Source organism: Brevibacterium metallidurans, assembly GCF_037101285.1.
Classification (GTDB): Bacteria; Actinomycetota; Actinomycetes; order Actinomycetales; family Brevibacteriaceae; genus Brevibacterium; species Brevibacterium metallidurans.
This window is the reverse complement of record NZ_BAAAAF010000011.1, coordinates 92,159-115,795: the sequence shown is the minus strand read 5'-3', so window position 1 is coordinate 115,795 and position 23,637 is coordinate 92,159. Positions and strand designations below refer to the sequence as shown.

Sequence of the window (23,637 nt, the reverse complement as noted above, 5' to 3'; positions counted from 1 at the left end):
CGAACCACCGCTGATGCCCCACCCGAACCGCCCCGAATGCCCCGCCCGAACCGCCACCCCTCACCCGCCCGAATCGCCCTCGGACCGCGTCGTCGACACCGGCGTTTTCGGCCCTAGACTGAGCGCATGCGTCTGTTCTCCAATGCCGTCGTGCGCACGCTCGCCCCCGCCGATGCGGCCCCGACGACCCCGCCCGATGCGATCCTCGTCGACGGCGAGACGATCGTGGCGGTGGGCGCCCGGGACGAACTCCTCGACATCGCCGCCGCGCAGACGTCGTCGACGGCGGCGCTCGCCTCGGCGGGAGGGGTGGGGGCCACCTCGGTGATCCCCGGTGCCTCCGTCGAGGAGATCGACTGCGCGGGCCGCGTCATCCTCCCCGGCATCGTCGATGCGCATATGCATTCGGTCGCGTACGCGGATTCCCTGACGAACCTCGATCTCTCCGGGACGCGGTCCCTCGCCGAGGCGGTCGCCGCCATCCGCGGGCGCGCGCAGACCCTGCCGGTGGGCTCGTGGGTCGTCGGGGCCGGGTGGGACCTCAACCGCTGGGAGGACCCGCGCTACCCCGACCGGGAGCTGCTCGACCGCGAGGTGCCAGACCACCCGGTCGCGATGTGGTCGATCGACCTGCACACGGTGTGGGCGAACGGGCATGCGCTCGAGATCGCGGGCATCGACGCCGACACCCCGGACCCGTCCGGCGGTGAGATCGTCCGCGACACCGCAGGCGTGGCAACCGGTCTGATCAGGGAGGATGCCGCGGATCTGCTTGTTCGCTACATTCCGGAGCCGAGCCGCGAGGATCAGGCTGAACGCCTCGAGCGGACGCAAGAGCTCTTCCTCTCGCTCGGGCTCACCGGCATCCATGACTTCGACGGGATCGCCTCGACGCTGGGGTGGAACGATCTGCGTGAGGCCGGGCGGCAGCGGCTGCGGGTGACGAAGTTCCTCCGCCAGCCGGAGGTTCCGTGGGCGATCGAGACCGGATGGGTGACCGGCGGAGGCGATGACTGGCTGCAGCACGGCGGGGTCAAGCTCTTCGCCGATGGTGCGCTCGGATCCCATACGAGCCACATGTCCTCGCCGTACCCGGAGCCGGAGCCGGCTGGGGTCGGCGTGCATGGTGCCGAGGCACCCGAAGCCGTCGAGGAGACGGCGGGTGCCGAAGTCGGTGCCGTCGCTCTCGACGTGCCGCCCGAGGCGCACCTCAACTACGGGATCGCGCAGATGAGTGAGGACGAGCTCTTCGAGCAGGCGCGGATCGCGACCGAGGCGGGCATCTCCGTGGCGATCCATGCGATCGGCGATCAGGCCAACCATCATGTGCTCAACGTGTTCGAGCGGCTGCGGCCGATCACACTCGAGGTCTCCGAGCGCCTCGGCAGACGGCTGCGCCACCGGGTCGAGCATGCGCAGTTCATCCAGCCTGAGGACGTCGCCCGTTTCGCCGAGCTCGACGTCATCGCCTCGATGCAGCCGCGCCACTGCATCTCCGACCTCCACCTGCTCCACCTCATCGACGAGTCCGCCCAGCTGGCCGCGTACGCGTGGCCGGACCTCCTCGGCGCGGGCGCGCAGGTGATCTTCGGCTCGGACGGTCCCGTCGAGCACGCGAACCCGTTCGCAGCGATCTATGCGGCGATGACGAGGGCCGACATCTCGGGGGATGTCGGGTCGACGTTCCAGCCGCAGCGTCGGCTCTCCGCCGTCGAGGCGTTCCGGTTGCACTCGTGGGCGCCTGCTGTCGCTGCGGGTCTCGGCGACCGGCGCGGGAGTCTTGCGGCTGGGATGGACGCCGACTTCATCGTCGTCGACACCGACCCGTGCGCGGCCGATGGGCTTGTCGCCGCCGAGGCGGTCGCCGGGCCCGATGGTCTGCTCGGCTATGACTCGGAGGAGGCGCTCTTCGCCCACGCCGAGGCGATCCGTGACGCCCGTGTCTTCCTCACCGTCGTCGGCGGCGAAGTCCAGTACGCCGCGGAGTGAGCGGGCGCCGGGATGCCGAGCCCGTGTCGAGCGATCAGGTGTCGATCGAGCAACGCGCCGAGGCGGTGCACGGGCGCTGTCAGTTCAGCTGGGAAACGTCCCCGCGGGGACGCGCGCCAACGGACCGCGCGGTAGAAATCCACATGGTAGGGATAAGTCCATACCATGTGGACTTAAACCGAGCGGTGGTGTCGACAGACGTCCCCGCGGGGACGTGCCTGCTCAGAGTTTTGCGTTCCATTCGTCGAGGCGCGACCGGAGGTCGCCCTCAGTGAGGTCGGTTCTGCCGATGCCGTGGTAGTTGGGCAGCCACGTCTCGACTCGCTCGTGAGCGTTGGCTGCGGCCTGCACATCCCAGGCACGGATGTCGTCGATCGGCCGACCGAGCCCCCGTTCGTACTCGGCGAGGAAGAGGTCGGGCGCCGAAGTGGATCCCAGCAGTACGAGATCCTGGCGGCACCACGCGAGGTCGATGCCGCGGGGACCCTGCCGGGCCCCGGCCCAATCGACGACTCCGGTGAGCTTGTCGTTCTTCCACAGTGCATTGCCCGACCAGAAGTCGGAGTGGACGAGCACGGGATCGCTGAGATCGAGGGTCGCCCACTCGAATTGAGCTCGCCTCGCGATCTGCGATGATCCCGTCGGCGGGTTCGACGGTGCCGCAGGCAGCCCTGCACCGCTCAGTTTATGGATCCGAACCAGAGCCGCGGCCATTTCCCGGGCGATGACGTCGATCGGAAGCGCGGAGTCCGGTGCACCGCCGGCGACGACCGTGGTGATGACGAGCGGGTACTCCACGTGCGGGTCGACTGCGACGAGGCGCGGAACGAAATCACCGAGTGCGGTCAGTCGAGGCAGGACCTCAGCCTCGCGGTGGGCGGCATCATGCCCGGTGGGGAAGCCGCGGACGACGAAGTCCGTGCGTCCGTCCGTGACGCGCACGGTCATCGCATGCTGGCCCCCGGGCAGCACTCCCACAAGTTCGAGGTGCCGACCGAGCAGCACCGATGCCGAGGCGACCGCCTCGGTGGGCGACCAGCCCGAGCCGGTCAGTGGCGACGTCACCGGCCCGCGTCCGCGAGCAGGCGCTCGAGTCCTGCGGCATATCGGGCGGCCATCATCCTCTGCGTTGCGACCGACAGCGGAGCTGCGGCCTTGAGCAGCGGATGCCCGGGCACCGAGCGCGACGTGATCGAGGCGATGAGCCGGTCGTCGTCGACGGAGACGAGGAACGTCTGCACCCCGGTCTCGAGGTGGCCGGGCAGGGTGCGGTAGACGAAGCCGGCCTGCCGGTCGGTGTCGATGACGTCCTCGACGACGCATGACCCGACGGGCACGACGAGGTCCTCTCCGCGCAGTCGCCGGACCCGGCCCGGCCAACCGGGATTGAGCCACAGGTCGACGACCATGCCCGGCTCCACCCGGCGCTGCGGCCTCGCAATCACCCCGGCGCCGGCCTGCAGCTGCCACGTGAGGATCGCGTCCCTGGCCAGTGGGAAGAGCTCGGCCGAGCCGACGTCGCGGATGTGCTCAAGCGCGTTCATGGTCGCCCTTTCATCAGAGCCTTGCGGCATTGAGGCCGTCCGTATGAGGCAGGCAGTGTTCGCGGTCCACAATGCCACATCGCCTGGTCGAGTCCCTCAAGAGGTGGACGCCGAGGACGAGCTGGTGCAAACCGCCCAGGCCACTCGGCGGGCGAGGCCCCGTCCGGGCCACACGGCGGGCCAGGCCTCGCCCGGGCCGCACTGCCGGCGAGGCCCCGCCCAGGCCGCACTGCCGGCAAGGCCTCGCGCAGTCCGGCCACCATCGCCTCAAACACCCCGCGCGACGTCCGAGTGAACAGAAGGGGCAATCCGCACCAGGGTCTTGTGCGCACCTCACCAGGAGTCTTAGGCTACCCGCAGAACTGAGTGATCGATCAGTAGAGCACGTACGACCGCTGCTGTTCGGGTCGCAGCGGATACACACGTCCATCACCGCGATAGGAGCTCCCATGACCGACGCGCCACCCAGTGAACCCACCCCTGCGCCCACAGTCGGACCCGATTCCGCCCCCATCGCGTCGGGTGCCGCGGTGCCGCCTCGGCGCTTCGATGGTCAGGTCGCCCTCGTCACCGGAGCCAGCCGCGGCATCGGGCTCGGCGTCGCCCAGCGGCTGCAGTCCGAAGGTGCGACCGTCGTCCTCACCGCTCGCACTCCGGAATCCCTCGCCGAGGCGGTCGCCTCCTTCCCCGAAGGCACCGCGATCGGCATCGCCGGCAAGTCCGACGACCCGGCCCACCGGGCCGAGGTCTTCGACGCCGTCGCGGCCCGATTCGGCCGCCTCGACGTGCTCGTCACCAATGTCGGCATCAATCCGATCTACGGTCCGACGATCGACGTCGACCTCGATGCCGCGCGGAAGATCCTCGACGTCAACGTCCTCGGCACGTTGGCCTGGGTGCAGGGCGCCGTCCATCATGAGGGGCTGGGCTTCCGCGAGAGGAGAGGCCGGATCGTGTCCATCTCCTCCGTCGCCGGTGAGATGCCGAGTCCCGGCATCGGCTTCTACGGCGTCTCCAAGGCCGCGGTCTCCCATCTCACCCGCACCCTGGCCGTCGAGCTCGGCCCCGACATCCGCGTCAACGCGATCGCCCCAGCCGTGGTGAAGACGCAGTTCGCCCGTGCCCTCTACGACGGCCGCGAGGCCGAGGTCGCGGCGACCTACCCGCTCGGCCGGCTCGGCACTCCCGAGGACATCGGCGCAGCAGTCGCCTACCTCGCCTCAGCCGACGCCGACTGGATCACCGCCCAAGTGCTCACCGCCGACGGCGGTCTCCTCACCGCGGGCGGAAGCGCCTGAGCCGCCTGCGCCGCCTGCGCCGGGTCTGCCCTACCGAACCGCCGGCAGGGACTTCTCGATGCGGTCGAGGAGCTCCATCGTCGCCACCGCCTGCGCCGCCGAACTCTCCGGCTCACGGCCCTGCCGGATCGCCTCGACGAACTCCTCGTCCTGGCGTCGGATTCCGTCCATCGCGGCATCCTCACCCGTGTCAACTGGGTTGCCGTAGCCGTCGACGAGGTCGTCGTACCGGGCGATGAACGTGCCTTTGTCGCAGATGTAGCGGAACGTCGTGCCCAGCGGCCCGTCGTTGTTGAACGACACCGCGAGGCTGAGCAGGGCACCCGATTCACTGGCCGCCGAGACGCTGAGATCCGTGTAGATCCCCATCGTCTCGCTCACCGGTCCTGCGAATCCCTGGACCGCAGCGACCGGCGCCCCCGTCTGGTGGGCGAAGAGGTCGACGCTGTGGCACGCGTGATGCCAGAGCAGATGATCGTTCCAGGTCCGCGGCTCACCGTTGGCGTTGATGTTCTCCCGCCGGAAGAAGAAGGTCTCGGCGACGAGATGCTGGAGCACGAGCTCGCCGCTTTCGAACTGCCGATGCAGCCACCGATGACCGGGATTGAACCTCCGCGTGTGCGCGACCATCGCCACCGCACCCGACTCCTCCGCTGCCTCGGCGACGGCCCTGGCATCGGCCAGACTCTCGGACACCGGGATCTCCACGAGCACGTGCTTGCCCGCCCGCAGCACCTCGACCGCCTGCTCCGCGTGGAGCGGCGTCGGGGTCGCGAGGATGACCGCATCGATATCGGTCCTGCTCAGAGCCTCGCCGAGGTGGCTCGCCGTATCCGTGATCCCGTACTCGGCCGCGACGCGGGCCACGGCATCAGGCTCCTTGCCGACGAGGAGTCCCACCTCGACGTCGTCGATCTGGGCGATCGCGTCGAGGTGCTTCCGGCCGATTGCTCCTTCTCCTGCCAAGGCGACTTTCATGTCAGATCTCTTCCCTTCGGTGTGGATCGGCGATAGTCTCGCCTCACTGCGGTCGATTGGTGCGAGGGAGCCGGTGCTTTGGCGACAAAATTGTCTATGTTATTGTCACCATTGTGAGTCAAGCCAATACTGTCACGGACGCCCTGCGTCAGGACATCCTCAACGGGTACTTCCCACCGGGCGCGCGCCTGGTGGAAGCGGTCGTCTGCGACCGGTACGAGATCAGCCGCGCCTCCGCACGAGCAGCGTTCCTCGCCCTCAGCGCCGAAGGCCTCGTCGAACGGGAGACGAACCGCGGAGCGACGGTGCGCCGCGTCAGCCCCGAAGAGGCCGTGCAGATCACCGAGGCCAGGGCCGTGCTCGAATGCCTCATCGCCAGCGAAGCCGCGAAGAACGCAACCGATGCGGACAAAGCCGAACTCGTCGACATCGGCGAGAAGATGCAGGCCGCCGTGGCCGAGGGCGACGTCATGCGCTACTCCGAGCTCAACACCTCGCTGCACCGCAAGCTCGGTGAGACCTCCCGGCACGATGTCGCCCGCGAACTCATTCGCCTGCTGCGCAACCGCGCCGTCCACCATCAGTACAAGATCAGCCTCGTGCCCGGGCGCCCCGCAGAATCGCTGGGCCAGCACCTGGCCATCATCGAGGCCGTCGCGGCCTCCGACCCCGAGGCCGCCGATCGCGCAATGCGCGCACACCTCGACTCGGTCATCTCCGTGCTGCGCAACTGGCGCGAGATCAACGCGTACTGAGCCGCACGCAGGTCCCGGGCGACGGCGGGTGCCTGAGTGAGGGCGAGTGCTATCACGGCCGACGTCGCCGCACCGTGAGTGACCGCCGTGCGCTTCGGCGCGGCAGGTCCGATACCGGTTCTCTGCGGCGCGGCCGCCCCGACACTGGTTCGCCGCACCGCGGCCGCCCTGACACTGGTACGCCGCACCGAGGCGGGTGGACACTCGTGTCCCACCCGTCGTGCGTCCGCTGCCGAAGGCTATCATCAGCTCGCGCGTGAGCGATCCTCGAGCAGGGCGGCCAGACGCGGGAACACGCGCAGCGCATTGCCCGAGTAGATGAGGTCCTTCTCCGCCTGCGGCAGGTCCGTGTGTTCGATGTAGTACCCGGTGTCGTCCCAATAGCGGTCGGTGCGTGCGTCCTTGCCGCGCACCGCGCCGATCATCTCGGTCCCGAAGAGGATGTTCTCCGGTGCGATGACGTCGACGAGCAGGTCGATCCCCGGCTGGTGGTAGACGCACGTGTCGAAGTACACCTGCTGCATGAGTCCCTCGAGGTCCCAGCCCTTGTCCTGCGCCATGCCCGCGAACCGGCCCCAGTGGTAGGGCACCGCCCCGCCGCCGTGGGGGATGATCAGCCGCAGCCCCGGGTAGTCGCGCATGAAGCCCGAGCTCAGCGCCTGCATGAACGCCGTCGTGTCAGCGCTGAGGTAGTACGAGCCGGTGGTGTGGAAGTAGTCGTTGTCCGCGCCCGAGACGTGGATCATCCCAGGGACGTCGAGTTCCTGCATCGTCTCCCACAGCGGCGACCAGTACGGATCCCATAGCGGGGGCCCGTCGAAGTGTCCGCCCGACGGATCCGGGTTGACGTTGCACCCGATGAAGCCGAGCTCCTCGACGCAGCGCCGCAGTTCGGCGACGGTGGCGGTGAGATCGGCCCCCGGCGACTGCGGCAGCTGGGCCACGGGCGCGAAGCTGGTCGGGAAGAGATCGCAGATGCGGCGGATGAGATCGTTCTGCTGCCGGGTCCAGGCCAGCGAGACCGCCTGGTCGCCGACATGGTGCTCCATCCAGCTGGCCCGCGGGGAGAAGATCGTCAGATCGATTCCCCGCTCGCGCTGCAGAGCAAGCTGAGCGCCCTCGATCGACTCCCGCAGCTCGTCGTCGCTGATGTCGATCGGCGAGGCCGCGTCGAACTCCAGCCCTTGGATGAATGCGGACTTCTGCGCCTCACGCCAGGCGCCCACCGCCGGCGGAAAGGTCGTGTAGTGGCCGTGGCAGTCGATGATCAAGGGGACCATCCCTTCAGCGTGCGGGTGTGTGATCTGTGCTACTGAGAAAGTAGCACAAAGTGTAGACAATTTTGTAAACAAGTAGCAGAATGGATGACGGCGAGGGGGTGACGTTCTCGATGAAACCCTGCGTCATCCCTTCGCCTGCCGACGTGAACAAAGGAGTTGTGACAGTGGTGACTGAAGATCAAGACCGCGACTATGACGACATCCCCGGAACCTATGTCTTCGACGCTCGCCGCGCGAAAGAGGGCTACCAGCTCAATAAGTTCCTGATGTCTCTCAACGAGGAGCCGAATCGGGAGGCGTTTCGCAGCGATCCCTCCGCGTACCTCGACAGGTTCAAGCTCACGCCCGAGCAGCGCACGGCCGTCGAAGAGCGCCAGTGGCTGCACCTCCTCGAGGTCGGGGGCAACGTCTACTACACCTTCAAGCTCGCCATCTTCGACGGACTGAGCATGCAGGGGATGGGCGGAGACATGTCCAGCATCACCGAGGCGGAGTTCGCCGAGATGATGCGCAACGGCGGCCGCCCGATCGAGGGCAACCGATTCAAGAGCGAATGGGAGAACAAGAACAATGGCTGAAATTGTCGGCGGAGTGGGCTGCTCCCACGTTCCCGCGGTCGGCGCGGCACTCGATAACGGCAAGTCGGGCAATGAGGTGTGGAAGCCCTATTTCGACACCCTGCCCCCGGCTCGGGAATGGATCGAGGAGAAGAAGCCCGACGTGTGCATCGTCGTCTACAACGACCACGCCTCGGCGTTCTCAATGCAGCTCATCCCCACCTTCACCCTCGGCGTGGCTCCGGAGTTCCAGCCTGCTGACGAAGGCTTCGGCCCGCGCAAGGTGCCCACGGTCGAGGGCGATCCCGACCTCGCCTGGCATCTGGCGGAATCGCTCATCCTCGACGAGTTCGACATGACGATCGCCAACGAGATGGACGTCGACCATGGTCTCACCGTTCCGCTCTCCGTGATGTTCGGCCAGCCCGAGAACTGGCCGACCAAGGTCATCCCGCTGGCGGTCAACGTCGTCCAGTTCCCGCCGCCGACCGGCCACCGCTGCTACATGCTCGGCAAGGCCCTGCGTCGCGCGATCGACAGCTACCCGGGCGCCGAACGCGTCGTCGTCTTCGGCACCGGCGGCATGTCCCACCAGCTCCAGGGTGAGCGCGCCGGCCTGGTCAACTCCGAGTGGGATTCGCAGTTCATGGACAACCTCGTGAACAACCCCGCCGAGCAGGCGCAGGTTCCGCACGTCGAATACCTCCGCGAGGCCGGCACCGAGGGCGTCGAGCTCGTCATGTGGCTGATCATGCGCGGGGCGATGAATGACTCCGTCGAGGAGGTCTACCGCAGCATCTACGTGCCCACCTCGAACACGAGCAACGGCCTCATCGTCCTCGACAACGCCTGAAGCCGGCGACGGCGCCGCATGAGGCGGTAGCCGACACGGCCTGAGAGCGCCTCCTGACTGCAGCGGCGGCACCCGAATGGGTGTCGCCGCTGCCATGTCCGCCCTCGCCGAGGTGCGGGTCCGTTCGGGTTGGGCCCGCCGAGGCGCGTCGGCTGGCGGTGGGCTGGCATGGAACCCGCTGAGGTACGGCAGTCGGGGCTCGCCGAGGTGCGGCAGCCGGGGGCGGCTGCGAGCGAGGATTCGGGAGCCCCACCTCGGCGAGGGTCGATAGATGGGACCGCCTCGGCGAGGGAAACGGCTGGTGAGAGCCGTGAATCTCAGAACACGAAATGTTCGTAAACATAATTGTTCACAATTACGTTGACAATGCGTAGACTGAGTTCGTGCATGCGATGTGCCTCACATCCGTGCACCGGTGCTGACAGTGTCGTCGCATCGCGCACGGGCTCGGATCACCTCCTGCCCACCCCTGCGGCACCGTTCAACTGTCGATCTACCGCAAGGATCCCAGCAATGTCCTCATCGACCAGGACCGACGAGCCACCACGCATCACGAAGCGCGAACGACTGCGCGTGCTGTGGGCGAGCTTCATCGGCACAGCCATCGAGTGGTACGACTTCTTCCTCTACGGCTCTGCCACCGCACTGATCTTCGCTCCACAGTTCTTCCCGTCCGAGAACCCTCTGAGTTCGACGCTGGCGGCGTTCGGCGCCTTCGCGATCGGCTTCGTCGCTCGACCCCTCGGCGGTGTCGTCATGGGCTTCCTCGGCGACAAGATGGGCCGGAAGTCCATGCTCATGCTCTCCATGATCCTCATGGGCGGCTCGACCGTGGCGATGGGCCTGCTGCCGAACTATGCGACCATCGGCATCGCCGCGCCGATCATCCTCGTGAGCCTGCGGTTCATCCAGGGCATCGGCGTCGGCGGCGAGTGGGGCGGTGCCGTGCTCATGGCCGTCGAGTACTCTCCGCGGGAGCGTCGCGCCCTCTACGGCGCGATCCCGGGAATGGGTGTGCCTGCCGGCATCATCACGGCCAACCTCGTCTTCCTCTGGGTCACCGCTGCCGTGGCCCCCGAGGCATTCGCGGCGTGGGCGTGGCGGATCCCGTTCCTCGCCAGCGGCGTGCTGGTCCTCGTCGGCCTCTACATCCGCGTCAAGGTGGGGGAGACGCCGTCGTTCAAGCGCCTCGAAGCCTCCGCCGAGGTGCTCAAGAACCCGCTCGGGCTCCTGCTGCGCAAGTACACCGGACCGATGCTGCTCGGCGGCTTCATCTCGATCGTGCCGCCGCTGCTCGGCTACGTGCTCACCGTCTACATGCTCACGTACGGCACACAGGTGCTCGGACTGCCGCAGGGGCAGATGCTGCTCGTCGTCATCCTCGGCTCGGTGGTCCAGCTCGTCGTCATGCCCGGGGTCGCGGTGTTCGCTGACAGGTTCGGCCACAAACGCTCGTATCTGCTCGGCATCGTGCTCGCCGTGGTGTGGATCTTCCCGATGTTCATGCTCCTGACCACGGGCAACCTCTGGCTGATGATCCTCGCCTACGCGGTCTCCTTCATCATCCACCCGCTCATGTCCTCACCGCAGGGGGCGGTGCTCGCCGGGATCTTCCCGCCGCAGGTCCGCTACAGCGGCGCGTCGATCTCCTACCAGATCGCCGCAGTGGTCTCCGGCTTCACCCCGCTCATCGCCGCGGCGCTCGTGGGCGGCAGCGGCAACATCTGGCTGCTAGCGATCTACATGACGGTGCTCTCGGCCCTCTGCCTCCTCTGTGCGGCGTTCATGCGGGTGGGCACCCACGCCCATGAGTGAGGGATGAGTCCACAGCGACGATTCCCTGAACCTTCCATGACCAAAGGAGCCTTGGAATGTCCGCATCCGCTGCCACGGATCAACCGGTCGAGGTCACGCCTCGGGAACGTCTGCGCGTGCTCTGGGCGAGCTTCATCGGGACGGCCATCGAGTGGTACGACTTCTTCCTCTATGGTTCTGCCACTGCCCTGGTCTTCGCTCCGCAGTTCTTCCCGTCGACCGACCCGCTGAGTTCGACGCTCGCCGCGTTCGGCGCTTTCACGATCGGATTCGTCGCCCGCCCGCTGGGTGGTGTCGTGATGGGTTCGCTCGGGGACAGGATGGGCCGGAAGTCGATGCTCATGCTCTCGATGATGCTCATGGGCGGGTCGACGGTGGCGATGGGTCTGCTGCCGAACTATCAGACGATCGGTGTGGCCGCCCCGATCATCCTGGTCGCGCTGCGCCTCATCCAGGGCATCGGCGTGGGCGGTGAGTGGGGCGGCGCCGTGCTCATGGCGGTCGAGTACTCGCCGCGGTCGCGTCGTGCGCTCTACGGTGCGATCCCCGGCATGGGCATCCCCGCCGGGATCATCCTCGCCAACCTCGTCGTGTTCTGGGTCTCGGCTGCCGTCGCTCCTGAGGCATTCGCCGCCTGGGCGTGGCGGATCCCGTTCCTGGCCAGCGGGGTGCTCGTCATCGTCGGTTTCTACATTCGCCTCAGGGTGGGGGAGACACCGTCGTTCAAGCGCCTCGAGAAGTCGGCCGAAGTCCTGAAGAACCCGCTGGGCATGCTCTTCCGCAAGTACACGGTGCCCATGCTCTTCGGCGGTCTCATCTCGATCGTGCCGCCCATCGTCGGCCATGTGCTCACGGTGTTCATGCTCACGTTCATGACCCAGGCGATGGGGATGCCCCAAGCGCAGATGCTCATCGTCATCATCTTCGGATCGGTGGTGCAGTTCGCTGCGATGCCCTTGGTCGCGGTGTTCGCGGACAAGGTCGGGCACAAGCGCTCGTACATGCTCGGCATGGCTCTGACCGCGGTGTGGATCTTCCCGATGTTCGCCCTGATCACGAGCGGCAGCTTCGGGCTGATCATGCTGGCCTACGCCGTGTCCTTCATCATCCACCCGCTGATGTCGTCGCCGCAGGGGGCGGTACTCGCCGGGATCTTCCCGCCGCAGGTCCGCTACAGCGGTGCGTCGATCTCCTACCAGATCGCTTCGGTCATCGCCGGCTTCTCTCCGCTCATCGCGGCGGCGTTGGTCGGAGCGTCGAGCAATGTCTGGCCGCTTGCGACCTACATGGTCATCTCCACGGTCGTGTGTCTCATCGGCGCGGTCTTCATGAAGGTGGGAACCCACGCGCACGAGTAAGCGTCGGCTGCTCGCTAGTGAAGGGCCGGCTGCACGCGAGTGAGGGGTGAGCGCCGACGGGTGTCCGGAGCAGCGGTCCTGGGCGCTTGCGCATCCGCTTCTCCGCGCACCGTCCTTCGGTGCATCTGGATACAGCCCACTTCGATCCGGAGGGCTCAGTTCCCGAACTGAGCACTCCTGATCGAAGTGTGCTCAACTGAGATCCTGGTCGTGCAGCGCCGGGGGCGGAGGCGATCGCCGCTGATGGCCAGCCGCTGACGGGCTGGCAGCCGTTGTGCGTGCGGCAGTCTCAGGCGCGAGGGGTGTGGGTTCAACGTGAGCGCACACCCCTTGTCGGTGTCCGGAGCGGCGGCAGTGTCGCGGTCGCATCCGGCGGATTTGAGCGGCGACTTCGGAGGTACGCATGAGCTCTCACCGCAGACTTCCGGACGGTTGAGCGCCCGCCTCCGCTCTCCGCGCGCTCGCGTCCTTCGGCGCATTCAGATACGGCCCACTTCGGTTTCGAGAGCTCAGTTCGGGAACTGAGCCCTCGAAACTGAAGTGAGCTCAACTGAGATCCGGCTGGTGTCGCACCTCGGTTCCCCGGTGGTGTCCATCCGCCGTGGCCGATGGAAGGGGCGCGTCGGGGGCAGCGAGGGAGTCTGGGGCCGACGCGCGGCGATCCAAGCTGGTGCGTTTCAGCGCAGGCCGGCTCACGGGGAGCGGTCTATGGTGAGCGGTGACCTGGAAGGTTGCGGCCCACTTCGGTTTCGAGAGCTCAGTTCGGGAACTGAGCCCTCGAGACTGAAGTGAGCTCAACTGAGATCCGGCTCGCGCTGCGTCGGGGTGGCGGCGTACGGGGGAGTGTTCGCGAGGCGAAGAGAGGGCTCGCGCGGAGGAGGGGCCTGGGCGATCGCCGGCGCGTGGCGGCTCGACCCGACGCGCGAGAACGCAGTGCGGCCGCCGAGCTTTCGCTCGACGGCCGCACTGCGCGAGATTACATGGGGGCCCAGGTCGCGCGCCCCCGCGCCCTGCGCATCGAGGCCCCGGGTCACCGAGCCCCAGCACCCCAGGGCGCCGAGCGCCCCTCACCCCTCGTTCGGCTTCGCCTCCTGCGGGTGCGTGGCCAGGGGGTGGACGGTCGTCGTGATCCACGGGAACGACGGCAGCGAGCTGAGCACTCGGTGCAGGTGGTCGGCGTCGTCGACCCGGTAGAGGACGACCGCCGTCGAGCTGCCGGGCTTGCGCCAGATGCGTTCGAGCACGCCCTGCTCCCGCAGCGAATCGGCATACGCCCGCTCTTCGCGGACGCTGTACGCGTTCGACGGGGTGGCCGGCAGCTTCTCCTGCCAGACGAGGAACTCCATCAGTGCACCTTCCTGACCTTGACCGACTTCGGCGAATGGATCTCGATGAGCGCCTCGGCGAGGAGCTTCGGATCGGTGAGCATGAGCTCATGGTCGCCGTCGAGGTCCCGGTGGCTCCACCCGGCGTCGATGGCCCGCTGCTTCGCCGGCCCGAACACCGTGTTCCAGCCGTCGGCGAGCAGATAGCGGCCGGGCACATTGAGCTGGTCGAGACCCCACCGGGTCGCCTCGGTGAACGTCTTCCCCGGCTGGGCGGTCAGCCTCGGCGGGATCGATTCGAGCAGCTCCGGATCGGTGACGCCGAGGTTGGCGACCGGTCGTGGGGCGATGCTCACACCCCCGGACTGCTCGAGCGCCTCCCAGTAGTGGGCGGCCGCGCGGTCCGGCAGGAGGTCCGACCAGCGCTCGCCCGCCCGCGGCAGGAAGCCGTCGACGATGACGAGTTTGCTCACCCGCTCCTCCTCGAGCACGGCCGCGGCCGTGGCGACGAGGCCCGAATAGCTGTGGCCGACGAGCGTGACGTTTCTCAGGTCCTCGGTGCGCAGGTGCGCGACGACATCGGCGATGTGGGTGAACAGCCCGATCTCGGAAAGCGGCAGGTGCGCCTTGTCGCCGAGGCCGCTGAGCGTCGGCGTGAACACCCTCGCCCCGCTGGCGACGAGCAGCTCCTCGACGCCGCGCCAGCACCACGCGCCGTGCCAGGCGCCGTGGACGAGGACGTAGGTCGGCGGATGGTCGTCCGAGCTCATGGGAGCCTCACTTTCAGGCCGGGAATCGGGTCAGGAGATCCGCCGCCGATCAATGGCTGTTCATCTTCCGGCGCCACTCCTCGGTCGACTTCACCGAGTTGAACGTGAAGATGTGGAAGCCCTCGACATCGGGTGCCGAGAAGTGCTTCCGGTACGCCTTGACGAGCTTCGTCGGGTTGTACCCGCCGGGGACGAAGAAGCGCCAGAACATCGACTGCTGCTTGCGCAGGAAGTTCATCGACTCCCCGACGCCGACGCTGCTCGAGATCCGGATGAGCTTCGTCCGCTCGATCGCCCCGGGCACCCCGATCCGCACGGGAAGGGTGACGCCGGCGGCGCGCAGCTGACGCAGCCAGGTGGCGGTTGCCTCGGCGGAGAAGCAGATCTGGGTGACGATGTGGGTCGCGAACGGCTGCTTGGCCACGAGTGCCTGCAGCAGCTTCGCATCGTCGATCTTCGGATGCCCCTCGGGGTACCCGCCGATGCCGATCCGATCCCAGGCCAGGTCGAACGACGCGATGTCGCGCAGCAGACCCAGCGCATCGACGTAGTCCCCGGCCGGCGGTTCGGCGTCGCCGCCGATGACGAAGAGCTCCCGGATCCCGCCGGCCTGCAGGTCGGCGAGAAGCTCGCCGAGGTGGTCCCGGTTCCGGATCATCCGCGCCGACAGGTGCGGGGCCACCCGGTAGCCGTCGGCGTGGAACCGGACCGCGAGCTTGACCGTGTCCTCGATCGTCTTGTTCGGCGAGGCCGTGACCGTGAGCGGGACATCGGTGGGCACCGAGGCCGTGACCGATTCGAAGATGCCCTTGAACGGCATCACCTCGTAGCCGAACTCCGGCCACGCATGGTCAGCGGCCCCCGTCGCCGTCCCCGTCGCCTCGGCGCTCGCCGAGGCGGGGGTGTCTGCAGCGCCGACCGCCGAGGCGGAGGCGTCTGGGGAATTGGACTGCATGGCGGCTCCTTATGCGCGGTAGGTCTCGCGAGCGTGCACGTCGAAGGGCACCGGAGCCACGGTGGCGCGGATGCTGATCTGACGGTGGGGCTCGATCGCCGGCTTGTCGGTGTTGGGGTTCTCGCCCCACACGACGGTGACCTCGGTGCCCGGCTGCGCGTATTCGGCGTCGACGACGGCCAGGGAGATGTAGGCCTGGGGGTTGGCGACGTAGCCGCAGTCGAGGGACACGCCGACGGTGGCGCCGTCGACGGTGACCTTGTCGTACTGGTGGTGGGCGTAGCGGGACTTCGGGAGTTCGATGAACTTCGCCGGCAGCTCCTCGCCCATCAGGGTGCCGAAGGCGCCGGCGACGTCCTCGGGGTTCCACACGAGGGTGACCTTGACCCGGTGCGGTCCCTCGGCGATCTTCTCCAGGGCCTCACGGCCGATGAAGTCGTGGTCGAACTTCACGTTGCGCTCGTAGCCGAGGTCGTAGGGCGTGAGGTAGTAGTCCTCGATGGACTCGGCGTCGAAGCTGCCGCCGAGCGAGCCGATGCGGCCGAAGGGCACCCACTCGCGGTAGGCGGCAGTGTCCTCGCTGGTGAAGATCGCCGGCAGTGGAGTCGGCACCCAACCGGACTCGATGTTCGCCGTCGAGTACGCCTTCGCGCCTGCGCGCTTGAGATCGAACTCCTTCCCCGCCTCGAGGAGGGCCGCGAGGACGTCCTCGCCCTCGGCCCACGGACCGAACATCTCGAAGCCGGGCTGACCGGCCATGCCGTGCTTGAGCGCCTTGACCTCGTGGCCGGCGATCGTGAACGTCGCCATGTTGAAGAACTTCACATCGGGAACCGGCTGACCGGTGACCTTCTCCATGACCTTGACGGCGTTGGGTCCCTGGATCTCGTAGCGGTAGAGCTTCGGCGGGCCCTGACGGTCCGCGGAGGTCGGATCGCGGTCGATCGTCACATCCCAGTCGCCGGTCTCGGCATTGAAGTGGACCCAGTCGATGAGCATGGGGTGGCCGACGAGATCGTATTCGTCCTCGCCGAGGTGGAAGAGGATCGCATCGCCGATGAGCTTGCCCTCGGCGTTGACCGAGACCATCTGCTTGGCCTTGTCGACGCCGAAGTTCTTGAATGTGTTGACCGCGAGGCGCTCGAGCATCGCGGCCGCGTCGGGTCCGCTGATGAAGAGATCGGTCATGTGGTGCGACTGATCGAGCAGAGCCACCGAATCGCGCCAGGCATGCTGCTCGGACCGCCAGTTCGTGAACTCGGCGGCCACGGGAAAGACCATGGGGCGGTACGGGGAGTTCTTCAGCGTCTCGACGACACCGGAACCAGCACTGAGTTCGTCTTTGAGACTGTTGGCGCTCATGGGCAGATACCTCCAGGAGATGGGGAACGACGGTGTTCGCAGCGGCCTGCCCACCGGTCCTGCCGCGACCGGAGCCGAGGAGACGCGGAGCACATGCGCTGCTCCCCCCAGTCTCGTCCGCGGTCCACAGGTTTGTCAACAATATTGTTGACAAACCTGGAGGCCGGTGTTTGCCTGGATAGTGTCAGCGACCCGGCGTGCCCGCCTCGGTCGTCGACGCGCAGCCGTCCGCGCCGGTCCGGCAGTCACACGTGCCGGCCCACGTCCAGGCCGCCCGTGCCCGTCCATCCGCAAGCCCAAGTGCAAAGGTGCTCCCCATGGAGAAGATCATCGTCACCGACGTTCCCCGCCTCGAGCCCGAGCGGCTCGACCGCCTCGCCGCCTTCGGGGTGGCCACCGTCCACGAGGCGCAGGGACGCAGCGGACTCGTCGAGCCGGAGATCCGGCCCATTCAGCAGGGAGCGCGGATCGCCGGCACGGCCGTGACCGTCGTGTGCTGGCCCGGGGACAACCTCATGATCCACGCCGCCGTCGAACAGTGTCAGGCGGGCGACATCCTCGTCGTCACGACGAACTCGCCCAACCACGACGGGCTCTTCGGCGAGCTCTTCGCGACCTCGCTCCAGCATCGCGGGGTGCGCGGACTCGTCACGACGACCGGGGTCCGCGACACTCAGGAGCTGCGCGACATGGACTTCCCGGCCTGGTCGGCCGCGGTGAGCGCGCAGGGCACCGTCAAGGCCACCGCCGGAGCGATCAACGTGCCCGTCGTCATCGGCGGGGCCGCGATCGCCCCGGGCGATGCGATCGTCGCCGACGACGACGGCGTCGTGCGGGTGCGCCGGGACGAGGTCGACGCGGTGCTCGAGGCCTCCGCGGCCCGCATCGCGAAGGAGGAGGCCGCCCGCGAGGCCTTCCAGCGCGGAGAGCTTGGCCTCGACCGCTACGGACTGCGCCCGGTCCTTGAGGACCAGGGCGTCCGGTACGTCACCTGGGCAGACCACACCACCGACCACTGAAAGGGAGTCGACATGACCTCTACGAAGACCGCCGCCACCGCAGATGCCCACCCCGCCGGCAGTCCGGCGCCCGCACCCACCCCCGCCCCCACCTCGGCGGGCACCCCTAAGACCTCCCCGACCGATCAGGATCCCTTCTCCGCCGAGGTGGGTCGCCTCGTCGTCCAAGGCGAGGACCGTCCGGGGATCGTCTCGAAGATCTCGACCCTGCTGCTCGACCACGGCGCGAACATCATCGACCTCGACCAGTACTCCTCGAACCCCGACGGGGGCAGCTTCACCCAGCGCACCGTCTTTCGGCTGCCGGATCTGCCCACGGTCAAGCCGAAGCTCATGGACGACCTCGGCGGGCTGCTCGATGACGAACTGCACATGCGGTGGTCGCTGACGGAGGCGAACAAGCGCAAGCGGGTCGCGATCCTCGCCTCGACCTCGGACCACTGCGTCCTCGACCTCCTGTGGCGGCAGCGTCGCGGGGAGATCGAGATGACGGTGCCCATGGTCATCTCCAATCACAATGTGCTCGCCGCCGACGTCCGGAACTTCGGCATCCCCTTCTTCCACATTCCGCTGAACAAGGACACCCGCGCCGAGGGTGAGGCCCGCGAACTCGACCTGCTCCGCGGCAACGTCGACCTCGTCGTCCTCGCCCGCTACATGCAGATCATCTCCGAGGACTTCCTCGAGCAGGTCGGCGTGCCCGTCATCAACATCCACCATTCGTTCCTTCCCGCCTTCATCGGCGCCGCCCCCTACCGCAAGGCCAAGGAGCGCGGGGTCAAGCTCATCGGCGCGACCGCGCACTTCGTCACCGGCGACCTCGACGAGGGCCCGATCATCGAACAGGACGTCGTGCGCGTCGGCCACGAGGAGACCGCCGCCGACCTCGCTCTGCGCGGCGCCAACGTCGAACGCACCGTCCTCTCGCGGGCCGTGGCCTGGTGGTGCCAGGACAAGGTCGTCCGCGACGGCCACACCACGGTGGTCTTCTGATGGCGGCACGCATCATCGACGGCAAGGCGATCGCCAAGCGGTACCGGGCGGAGACGGCGCGGCTCGTCGAGGAGTTCGCCGCCGAGGCGGGCCGACGTCCTGCGCTCGCCACCGTCCTCGTCGGCGACGACCCGGCCAGCCAGGTCTACATCGGCAGCAAACGCAAGGCCGCGACCTCGGTGGGCATCGGGGACCGCCACCGGGAGCTGCCGGCGGAGGCGAGCATCGAGGACATCGCCGGGGTGCTCACCGAACTCGCCGCCGATGACGAGGTCTCCGGGATCCTCCTCCAGCTGCCCCTGCCGGGTGGGCAGGACGCCTCGGCGCTCATCGACCTCATCCCCTCAGTCAAGGACGTCGACGGTCTGACGACGCAGAGCACGGGACTGCTCGCCCGCGGCGAGCCGGGACTGCGGCCGTGCACCCCGCGCGGCATCATCACCCTCCTCGACGAGACCGGCATCGACCTCGACGGTGCACGTGCCGTGGTCATCGGCCGGTCCGAGCTCGTCGGCCGGCCCATGGCGCAGCTGCTCGTCAACCGCAATGCGACGGTGACGATCGCCCATTCGCACACCGCTGACCTGCCCGCCGTCGCGCGGGAAGCCGAGGTCCTCGTCGTCGCGATGGGCCGGCAGGAGGCCGTCGACGACGCCTTCGTCGCGCCCGGGGCGACCGTCATCGACGTCGGCATCCACCGCACCTCTGAGGGTCTGCGCGGTGACGTCGCCTTCGCCGAGGTGGCCCCCATCGCCGGCGCCATCACCCCGGTTCCCGGCGGGGTCGGTCCGATGACGATCGAGACCCTGCTGCGCAACACCCTCGACGCCGCGCGCCTGCAGGCCGGGTTGCCGCTCAGCGACGCCTGAGCGGGCGGGCACGCGGCGGCGCGGTGTGCTGACGCATGTGCCCGGCACTTCGGGCTGACACGAGAAAGGGAGGGCCGATCCTCGATGAGGATCGGCCCTCCATTCGTGCTGCGCGGGGGCCGTGCCCGGGGCAACGACCCGCGGGCGGGGCTGGGGTGCCCCGCCTCGGCGAACCTCAGTGCTGCATCGCAGCGAGCACTTCGGGATCGAGCACGGAGATCGAATGGGACTCCTGGAAGGCGCGGACGCCTTCGATGCCCTGCTCGCGTCCGATGCCGGAGTTCTTCACTCCGCCGAACGGGGCGCGCAGGTCGAGGCGGGGCGCACCGTGGTCGTTGACCCACACGTAGCCGCACTGGAGCTGACCGCCGACCCGCTGGGCCGCCTCGGGGTCGGCCGTCCACACGGATCCGCTCAGACCCGCCCACGTGTCGTTGGCTGCGGCGATCGCCTCAGCCTCGTCGTCGAAGGGGATGAGCGGGATGACGGGACCGAACTGCTCCTCGGTGACCACGCGCAGCGATGTGTCGGGGTCGATGACGAGGGCCGGGCGGACGAAGTTGCCGCCGCTCATCTCCCCGTCGGGCAGCTCCGCGTACTCGCGGACCTCGGCTCCCGAGGCCTTCGCCTCGGCGATGAGTTCGTCGACGAACTCCTTCTGCTTCGGCGAGTTCAGCGGTCCCATCGTTGTCTCCGGGTCGAGCCCGTAGCCGAGCCGGACCTTCTCCAGCCGGGCAGCGAGCCCATCGGTGAGCTCGCCGATGCGGGACCGGTGGACGAAGATGCGCTTGGCGTTCATGCAGATCTGACCGGCGGTGTCGTAGATCGCCGAGAACAGCCGGTCGAGGTGGGCGTCGTCGAGGATCGCGTCCTCGAGGATGAGCGCGGCGTCGTTGCCGCCGAGCTCGAGCACCACCGCGGTGAGGCTGCCGGAGGCCATCTCCATCATCTTCTTGCCGCCCCCGACGCTGCCGGTGAAGCTCACCTTCGCGATGTCCTCGTTGTGGATGAGGGCGGACATGTTCTCGTCCTTGCCGGTGATGACGTTGAGCACGCCCGGAGGCAGCTTCTCCGCGATCCGCTGGGTGACCAGGGTGGTGGCCAGCGGGGTCGACGGCGGGGACTTGAAGATGACAGTGTTGCCGGCGAGCAGCGCGTGCGGCAGGGAGGCGCCGAGGATGGCGATCGGCCAGTTGAAGGGGACGATGATCGTCACGACCCCCATCGGCTTGTGCGCGACCTCGGTGCGGGTGGGGATCCCCGGTGCGGAGTCGAGCACCGTCGAGCGCTCCACCTCGTCGACGAGGTCGAGGGCGAGGTTCCAGCGGATCTCGAGGACGAGCGGGTCGACCCACGCCTCCTGGACGATCTTGCCGTTCTCCTGCGAGAGGATCCGGGCGTCCTCGTCGCGGTCGTCGGCGAGGCCGGCGATCGCGGTGCGCATGTGCTCGGCCCGTTCGGCGGCGGTGAGCGCGCCCCAGGTGACGGCGGCGGCCTTGGCGGCGGCGACCGCATCGGCGACGTCGTCCTTGCTCGCCGCGGCGGCTCGGCCGACGATGCGACCCGGCTTCGCCGGATCGGGGACGTCGAGCGTCTCCGGCGTCGAGCGATGCTCGCCGTTGATGTAGAGATCGGTCTCGACGGTGGTGGTCTCGGTGGTGGCGGTCATGGTTCTCACCTCTCTGTGATGGTTGCGGTGGTGCGGTGGCTGTGCGGGTTGCAGTGGTTGAGCGGTGGTGCGGTTCGGTCGGGTGCGGTGGGGTCAGGGTCAGTGGAACGGGTAGAGGGTCTGCGGGTTGGTCACGAGGATCTTCTCGCGGGTGGCCGGGTCGGGAGCCATCTGGGCGAGGAAGTCGAGGAGGTCGCCGTCGTCGGGCATGTGGCGCACGTTCGGGTGCGGCCAGTCGGTGCCCCAGAGGATCCGGTCTTCGGCCTTCGCGATGAGCTCCCGGGCGAAGGGGACGACATCCGAGTAGGGCGGCTCGCCGGTGGCGCTGAGGCGTTCGGCGCCGGAGATCTTCACCCATGCGCGGTCGTCGTCGAGGAGATCGAGCAGGGTCGCGAAGGGCTTCTGGTCCAGGCCGTCTCCGGTGCGCACACGCCCCATGTGATCGATGATGTAGGGGGTGGGCATGTTCGCCAGGAGGTCCGTGTAGTCGGGGATGTCCTTCGCGTCGAAGTGGAGGACGATGTGCCAGCCCTTCGGGGCGACGCGGCGCACTAGCCGCCAGAACTTCTCGAGGTCCGGTTTCCCGCCGAGGTGGGCGACGAAGTTGAAACGGATGCCGCGCACTCCGGCCTCGTGCATCCGGTCGAGTTCGACGTCGGTCGTGGCGTCATCGATCATCGCGACCCCGGCGAACCGGCCGTCGCCGCGCTCGATGGCGTCGAGCATCGCGGAGTTGTCGGTGCCGTGGCAGCTGGCCTGGACGAACACGGCCCGCTCGAGCCCGAGCGTGGACTGGAGGTCGAGGAAGTCCTCGTACCCGGAATCCGGTGGGGTGTAGGAGCGGTTCGGCGCGAACGGGAACGTCGCGGCGGGACCGAAGATGTGGCAATGGGCGTCGACCGAGAGCGGCGGAGGAGTGAACGCCGTGGGTGCGTGCGGGTTGCGCACGGGGGCGGGAATCGTGGGGGCATCGGTCATGGCGGCTCCTCTGCGGCTCTCAGGCGATGGGTGTGGGTCGGTGGCAGTCGGGCGGTTCGGTCGGTGGCAGGTCGGTCGGCGGGTGGGCTGGCAGGGCGGGGGCGGACTCAGCGGCCGAAGGCCGTCCCGTCCATGAGCTTGCGGGCGGTGCGGACGATCCCGGCGCGACGGATCTCGAGACCGCCGGCACCCCAGTCGGCGTCGACGATGGCGGAGAACGTGCCGGTCGGGTGCTCGATGACGATGGGGGCGGGGCTGCCCGGGGCCGCCTCGGCGGGGGTGGTGGGAGTCTGTGCGAGGGCTGCCGCGGGGGTGCCGGGGATGAGGGTCGCCGTGGCGACGGAGACCGCCGCGAGGACCCCGATGGCGGCATGGACGCGGTGGGGGATGAACGACCGGGTGGAGACCGTGCCGCCGGCGGTCGGCGGACTGACGAGGACCATCTTCGGCACCGTCGTGTGCGAGACGTCGCCGAGGTTCATCAGGCGTCCCGCTTCGAGGCGGAGGCGTTCGACGCGCTCCCGCAGCACGGTGTCGTCCTCGAGTGTCCCGGGTGCCTCCCGGCCGCTCACCCCGAGGTCGGCGGCTGCAAGGACGACGACGGGCATCCCGTTGTCGATGAGCGTGACCTCGATGCCGTCGATGACGTCGACGGGACGGCCCGTGGGCAGCAGCGCCCCCGTGCTCGACCCGGCGATGTCCTCGAAGTCGAGGTCGACCCGGGCACCGGGGAACGGCACGCCTGAGATCATCGTCTGCCCCCGATAGTCGGGGACGCCGCCGATCAGCGGGAAGACCGCGGTGGCGAACGAATCGGTGTTGACCATGCGGATGCGCACCCGGGCCTGCTCACCCGAGGCGGCCACGAGGCCCCGCTCCACGGCGAACGGGCCGACCCCGGCGAGGATGTTCCCGCAGTTCTGCTTCTCACTCACCGTCGCCTGATCGACGCCGAGCTGGAGGAAGAGGTAGTCGACGTCGTGCCCCGCGCCGGCGGGGGAGACGACGGCGACCTTGCTCGTCAGCGTCGTCGCCCCGCCGAGGCCGTCGATCTGCCTGGCGTCCGGGCTGCCCATGATCTCGAGCAGCAGCGCATTGCGCGCGCCCGGATCCGAGGGCAGGTCGGAGGCGAGGAAGTACAGGCCCTTCGAGGTGCCCCCGCGCATGATCATGCAGGGCACCCCGAGGGGAGCGGCTGAGTGGAACGTCGTCGTGTCCGCAGTCATAGCATCATTGTAGACATTATTGTCAACTATTCGGTGTGAGTTCT

The 23,637-nt window shown here is 68.2% G+C and carries 21 protein-coding genes; 10 read left to right on the top strand and 11 right to left on the bottom strand.

Going from position 1 to position 23,637, the window contains the following annotated elements; all coding sequences use genetic code 11:
* Positions 1-126: 126 nt before the first annotated feature.
* Positions 127-1,989, top strand: coding sequence for an amidohydrolase (locus AACX88_RS13380; RefSeq protein ID WP_339393437.1), 1,863 nt, complete (start codon positions 127-129; stop codon positions 1,987-1,989).
* Between the two features lie 222 nt (positions 1,990-2,211).
* Here AACX88_RS13380 and AACX88_RS13375 read toward each other — a convergent pair whose 3' ends face one another.
* Together AACX88_RS13375 and AACX88_RS13370 are read right to left on the bottom strand one after the other, a co-directional pair.
* On the bottom strand, positions 2,212-3,054 hold the full coding sequence (locus AACX88_RS13375; protein WP_339393436.1) for a phosphotransferase family protein: 843 nt from the start codon (positions 3,052-3,054) through the stop codon (positions 2,212-2,214).
* A complete protein-coding gene (locus tag AACX88_RS13370; RefSeq protein ID WP_339393435.1) occupies positions 3,051-3,533 on the bottom strand; it encodes a DUF1990 family protein in 483 nt (160 codons plus the stop codon). Before AACX88_RS13370 ends, AACX88_RS13375 begins: the two co-directional genes overlap by 4 nt.
* 449 nt (positions 3,534-3,982) lie before the next feature.
* Here AACX88_RS13370 and AACX88_RS13365 point away from each other — a divergent pair, with 449 nt between their 5' ends.
* A complete protein-coding gene (locus AACX88_RS13365) occupies positions 3,983-4,831 on the top strand; it encodes an SDR family oxidoreductase (protein ID WP_339393434.1) in 849 nt (282 codons plus the stop codon).
* A gap of 30 nt (positions 4,832-4,861) precedes the next feature.
* Here AACX88_RS13365 and AACX88_RS13360 read toward each other — a convergent pair whose 3' ends face one another.
* Positions 4,862-5,809 (bottom strand): Gfo/Idh/MocA family oxidoreductase, encoded by a 948-nt coding sequence (locus tag AACX88_RS13360; protein ID WP_339393433.1) that lies wholly within the window; start codon positions 5,807-5,809, stop codon positions 4,862-4,864.
* A gap of 113 nt (positions 5,810-5,922) precedes the next feature.
* Here AACX88_RS13360 and AACX88_RS13355 point away from each other — a divergent pair, with 113 nt between their 5' ends.
* Positions 5,923-6,564 carry a GntR family transcriptional regulator gene (locus tag AACX88_RS13355; RefSeq protein WP_339393432.1) on the top strand — a complete coding sequence of 214 codons (642 nt, stop codon included), beginning with the start codon at positions 5,923-5,925 and terminating at the stop codon, positions 6,562-6,564.
* 245 nt (positions 6,565-6,809) lie between these two features.
* Here AACX88_RS13355 and AACX88_RS13350 read toward each other — a convergent pair whose 3' ends face one another.
* On the bottom strand, positions 6,810-7,844 hold the full coding sequence (locus tag AACX88_RS13350; protein WP_339393431.1) for an amidohydrolase family protein: 1,035 nt from the start codon (positions 7,842-7,844) through the stop codon (positions 6,810-6,812).
* An 80-nt stretch (positions 7,845-7,924) separates the two neighbouring features.
* Here AACX88_RS13350 and ligA point away from each other — a divergent pair, with 80 nt between their 5' ends.
* The 4 genes from ligA to AACX88_RS13330 all read left to right on the top strand — a co-directional run bounded on the left by ligA (position 7,925) and on the right by AACX88_RS13330 (position 12,427).
* A complete protein-coding gene (gene ligA, locus AACX88_RS13345) occupies positions 7,925-8,422 on the top strand; it encodes a protocatechuate 4,5-dioxygenase subunit alpha (RefSeq protein WP_249356907.1) in 498 nt (165 codons plus the stop codon).
* Positions 8,415-9,254 (top strand): class III extradiol dioxygenase subunit beta, encoded by an 840-nt coding sequence (locus tag AACX88_RS13340; RefSeq protein ID WP_339393430.1) that lies wholly within the window; start codon positions 8,415-8,417, stop codon positions 9,252-9,254. The genes ligA and AACX88_RS13340 overlap by 8 nt, the downstream gene beginning before the upstream one ends.
* A gap of 513 nt (positions 9,255-9,767) precedes the next feature.
* Positions 9,768-11,069, top strand: coding sequence for an MFS transporter (locus AACX88_RS13335; RefSeq protein ID WP_339393429.1), 1,302 nt, complete (start codon positions 9,768-9,770; stop codon positions 11,067-11,069).
* A 56-nt stretch (positions 11,070-11,125) separates the two neighbouring features.
* Complete coding sequence (locus AACX88_RS13330) at positions 11,126-12,427, top strand: MFS transporter (protein WP_339393428.1); 1,302 nt, start codon at positions 11,126-11,128, stop codon at positions 12,425-12,427.
* Positions 12,428-13,494: 1,067 nt separating this feature from the next.
* Here the strand turns inward: AACX88_RS13330 and AACX88_RS13325 are convergent.
* From AACX88_RS13325 to AACX88_RS13310, 4 genes are read right to left on the bottom strand one after another with little or no spacing between them, the layout of a single operon-like run.
* The gene (locus AACX88_RS13325) at positions 13,495-13,773 is read right to left on the bottom strand and encodes a muconolactone Delta-isomerase (protein ID WP_339393427.1); all 279 of its coding nucleotides are present in this window, start codon (positions 13,771-13,773) and stop codon (positions 13,495-13,497) included.
* A complete protein-coding gene (locus AACX88_RS13320; protein ID WP_339393426.1) occupies positions 13,773-14,522 on the bottom strand; it encodes an alpha/beta fold hydrolase in 750 nt (249 codons plus the stop codon). Before AACX88_RS13320 ends, AACX88_RS13325 begins: the two co-directional genes overlap by 1 nt.
* Before the next feature lie 49 nt (positions 14,523-14,571).
* Entirely contained in the window at positions 14,572-15,477 is a 906-nt protein-coding gene (locus AACX88_RS13315; protein WP_339393425.1) for a methylenetetrahydrofolate reductase, read from the bottom strand.
* Between the two features lie 9 nt (positions 15,478-15,486).
* The gene (locus AACX88_RS13310; RefSeq protein ID WP_339393424.1) at positions 15,487-16,839 is read right to left on the bottom strand and encodes an aminomethyl transferase family protein; all 1,353 of its coding nucleotides are present in this window, start codon (positions 16,837-16,839) and stop codon (positions 15,487-15,489) included.
* Between the two features lie 317 nt (positions 16,840-17,156).
* Between AACX88_RS13310 and AACX88_RS13305 the strand changes: the two genes are divergently transcribed.
* The 3 genes from AACX88_RS13305 to AACX88_RS13295 are packed head-to-tail and all read left to right on the top strand — an operon-like array spanning position 17,157 to position 19,720.
* On the top strand, positions 17,157-17,858 hold the full coding sequence (locus AACX88_RS13305) for a 4-carboxy-4-hydroxy-2-oxoadipate aldolase/oxaloacetate decarboxylase (protein WP_339393423.1): 702 nt from the start codon (positions 17,157-17,159) through the stop codon (positions 17,856-17,858).
* Positions 17,859-17,870: 12 nt separating this feature from the next.
* Positions 17,871-18,851, top strand: coding sequence for a formyltetrahydrofolate deformylase (gene purU / locus AACX88_RS13300; protein ID WP_339393422.1), 981 nt, complete (start codon positions 17,871-17,873; stop codon positions 18,849-18,851).
* Positions 18,851-19,720: a bifunctional 5,10-methylenetetrahydrofolate dehydrogenase/5,10-methenyltetrahydrofolate cyclohydrolase gene (locus AACX88_RS13295; RefSeq protein ID WP_339393421.1), complete on the top strand. Its 870-nt coding sequence runs from the start codon at positions 18,851-18,853 to the stop codon at positions 19,718-19,720. The genes purU and AACX88_RS13295 overlap by 1 nt, the downstream gene beginning before the upstream one ends.
* A 175-nt stretch (positions 19,721-19,895) precedes the next feature.
* On the opposite strand, the gene AACX88_RS13290 is transcribed toward AACX88_RS13295, so the two are convergent.
* The 3 genes from AACX88_RS13290 to AACX88_RS13280 all read right to left on the bottom strand — a co-directional run bounded on the left by AACX88_RS13290 (position 19,896) and on the right by AACX88_RS13280 (position 23,593).
* Entirely contained in the window at positions 19,896-21,389 is a 1,494-nt protein-coding gene (locus AACX88_RS13290) for an aldehyde dehydrogenase family protein (protein ID WP_339393420.1), read from the bottom strand.
* Positions 21,390-21,488: 99 nt separating this feature from the next.
* Complete coding sequence (locus AACX88_RS13285) at positions 21,489-22,367, bottom strand: amidohydrolase family protein (RefSeq protein WP_339393419.1); 879 nt, start codon at positions 22,365-22,367, stop codon at positions 21,489-21,491.
* 107 nt (positions 22,368-22,474) lie between these two features.
* A complete protein-coding gene (locus AACX88_RS13280) occupies positions 22,475-23,593 on the bottom strand; it encodes a 4-oxalomesaconate tautomerase (protein ID WP_339393418.1) in 1,119 nt (372 codons plus the stop codon).
* Positions 23,594-23,637 lie beyond the last annotated feature (44 nt).